The following is a 2,622-nucleotide window of genomic DNA, read 5'->3' on the forward strand; positions in this document are numbered from 1 at the left end:
CCCCGTGGGAGTATCACCAACGGTCAGTAGAGGACCAAAACCTGAACAGAGCGAACTAATAAATGCGGACTCTATGGGGAGCAGGTCAGCATATGCTTCCAGATGTCCGGGATAGACTTGAGTTCGGTGATCATATGGGGCCCTCCACTCGTTCCGCCAACCGGACAATCTTGGCCCGAGGCCAGTTTGGCGAAGAAGAACTCTGAAAAAGGCGTGAAATGCGGCCAGGTCGCGGAAAAACTAAACCCTGTTGGAGGGCTGCTCTATTACCCGTTTTTTTGTTGGATAAGCGGGTTACCCATCCTCGCATTCGCTATGTTGGCTCGAGATACGCCACTCAAGCTTACTTGAATATCAGTTGCTAACTACGCACCGGGTCGCCGTCTTTCATCTTCAGTCCGGTCAGCCTGGCCAATTGCTTTTGAGTGCCACGGGCCAGAGTTTCATCGGTTGCTTGCACCAACCGGACATTATGCTCGCCTCTGCCATGCCAAAGCTCAATCCCATGCATGGATACTTCGGCTTTACTTCGGGACGGCGGTAGCACTTTACGATAGACGATCGCGGTATACTCGGAAAGAGGCGCTTGCCATCTGGTCGTTCGAACCGGTGTGTCTCTCCGGTACGCGACCAAATCTGCACCAACCTGCACTACGGTTTTGGTGTGCATGACCCACCACCCCCACGGAATCGCCAGCAATGGAATGGCCGCAAAGCCCAGTACGATCCATCCCCAACTGTCAGGCAACCCCACGGCAACAAGGCCAATCAACCCGAGAATCCCACCGACCACGAACGGGCCGAGAATACCGGCAATGATCAGCGCCAAGCCAAACAGGGGCGTTCCACCGACATAAAAGGTCACGGGCAACCGGGACAAATCCGGGTCGGGCGGAACAAAGGCGGATAGGCTGTTGGTCTTAGCCATGGATCGATCCCGTGGAATGGAGGGTTACGTCAATTATCATCAATTCTGTCAGAGTCGGGCAAATCGCCATGTCCGCTTTTTCCGCAGCCATGTGGCCGCATCTCATTCGCCGCGCGCCGTCCGGCGGGCCCGGATCAGGCTGAGCATCATGCGCAGTGCCGCCAGAGCCAGCCCCAACAGGGCACCCAGAAAACTCGCCTCAAGCAGAAAACCTGCTCGGGCAAAGCCGAGCCAATCCGCATCCCCCTGTCCGGTGAACCGGGGCGGCAGGTTATCGGGTGTCAGAACCGCAAAGGTCACGACAATGGTCGCAACTCCTGCAACGATCGTGGTGACAATCACGGTCAGAAATCCCAGCCGGCACAGCTTGCCATAGACGGCTGCGTCCCGCGCCAGCAGGGCCAGCGCAAGCAGTGGAACACCGATTACCAGCCCCATCCACCAACTGGATTTCCAGCCGGTGATTGCCGCGCCCAGACGGGGCGGGGTTTCCGTATCCATCTGGAACTAACCGAATTTGTAATTGTGGAAATAGTCGGCCCCCAGCGTGTAGGACACCTGATGGAGGATCACACCATAGATCCCCGCCATGAGGCAGGCAAAGGCAAGCATGATCGCGAACTGGGCAATTTTGGGAAATCTCGTCATTTGAACTTCTGTTCGCCTCCAAATTTCCGGGGACATACGTCCTTATGACAGAGGTTGGCCCGCCAACAGTGATTTGGCAAGAACTGTCGATCCGGTTGGGCTGGGTCAATTCAGCCGAAACCAAACGAAGCTGTATCCGCTCATGCCGTCCAAGCATTTGAAACGGAGCTTTCAATACAAATCCACGGCGAAAATATCCCCGCCGCCGCTCTCACTAGGCCGCAATGTCCCGCATTGCGTGAATTCGACCCACTCGATAATTTGCACTCGCAGCGAACGGCAGCAATGGACGGCCGCAACGCAGCGATGGTCAGTGATGGTCAATGGCAGGTCCGGGAGAGCCGAGAAGGGCGGGGAGCTGACCTTCGCTGCGCCAGGATCCAACGTCCGCGATGCGCAGGGAGGGGGCTTTGCAAAGTAACGGTGCCGAGAAGGGTGAAAGGGCAAGGTCGGCCCAGACCGGACATTCAACACATGGTTATAAGCGCTACGGCACAGTATCCCAGAAGCTGACCTTGCGCGTCGTGCGCAGCGTATGATGGTATAAACTGCTTCGAGAACTCTGCTGCTCTATCGTTGGTGCAAAGGCGCCTTCCCGGGGTTTCGACCGTCCGCGGCCAACCTTTTCATTGAATGCTGTTTGCAAAGAATGCAGTCACCTCATCGAGGATCAAATCATGGGTAGGCCCGAAGAATTTGCCACGAGTGACGACATGGGTGCTGCAATTCAAGCTATTGCTGGTTTCCTGAGGGCCGTGGAAGTTTAAGGCAGACTGCGAAACCTCTGAAAACAAGCGCGTATCACAACACTCTTTTTCGCGAGCGTGTGATACACGACATAGGTCCACACGACGTCTTGCTCAAAGCCCAGAGTTCTGGGTGACCTGCTCCCCATAGAGTCCGCATTTATTAGTTCGCTCTGTTCAGGTTTTGGTCCTCTACTGACCGTTGGTGATACTGACCTGCGACCCGACTTCCCTCCAGCCATTGGGAGAATCCGTCGGTTTGTTTCTGGCCTCATGCGGCCAAGGTTTCCAGTCTGGATT

At 55.8% G+C, this 2,622-nt stretch carries 3 protein-coding genes; all 3 read right to left on the bottom strand.

Annotation, left to right across the window (positions count from 1 at the left end; all coding sequences use genetic code 11):
• Positions 1 to 361: 361 nt before the first annotated feature.
• The 3 genes from E1832_RS00095 to E1832_RS22335 all read right to left on the bottom strand — a co-directional run bounded on the left by E1832_RS00095 (position 362) and on the right by E1832_RS22335 (position 1,576).
• The gene (locus E1832_RS00095; RefSeq protein ID WP_133357729.1) at positions 362 to 928 is read right to left on the bottom strand and encodes a hypothetical protein; all 567 of its coding nucleotides are present in this window, start codon (positions 926 to 928) and stop codon (positions 362 to 364) included.
• 102 nt (positions 929 to 1,030) lie between these two features.
• On the bottom strand, positions 1,031 to 1,429 hold the full coding sequence (locus tag E1832_RS00100; protein WP_133357731.1) for a hypothetical protein: 399 nt from the start codon (positions 1,427 to 1,429) through the stop codon (positions 1,031 to 1,033).
• Positions 1,430 to 1,435: 6 nt separating this feature from the next.
• Positions 1,436 to 1,576 (bottom strand): hypothetical protein, encoded by a 141-nt coding sequence (locus E1832_RS22335; RefSeq protein WP_165978741.1) that lies wholly within the window; start codon positions 1,574 to 1,576, stop codon positions 1,436 to 1,438.
• Positions 1,577 to 2,622 lie beyond the last annotated feature (1,046 nt).

Origin of the sequence: Antarcticimicrobium luteum (assembly GCF_004358185.1) — a bacterium.
GTDB classification, from domain to species: Bacteria; Pseudomonadota; Alphaproteobacteria; order Rhodobacterales; family Rhodobacteraceae; genus Antarcticimicrobium; species Antarcticimicrobium luteum.

What these genes read in the sequence shown, in the direction of transcription:
- E1832_RS00095 (WP_133357729.1), bottom strand. Translation starts at nt 928, where the DNA reads ATGGCTAAGACCAACAGCCTATCCGCCTTTGTTCCGCCCGACCCGGAT.
- E1832_RS00100 (WP_133357731.1), bottom strand. Translation starts at nt 1,429, where the DNA reads ATGGATACGGAAACCCCGCCCCGTCTGGGCGCGGCAATCACCGGCTGG.
- E1832_RS22335 (WP_165978741.1), bottom strand. Translation starts at nt 1,576, where the DNA reads ATGACGAGATTTCCCAAAATTGCCCAGTTCGCGATCATGCTTGCCTTT.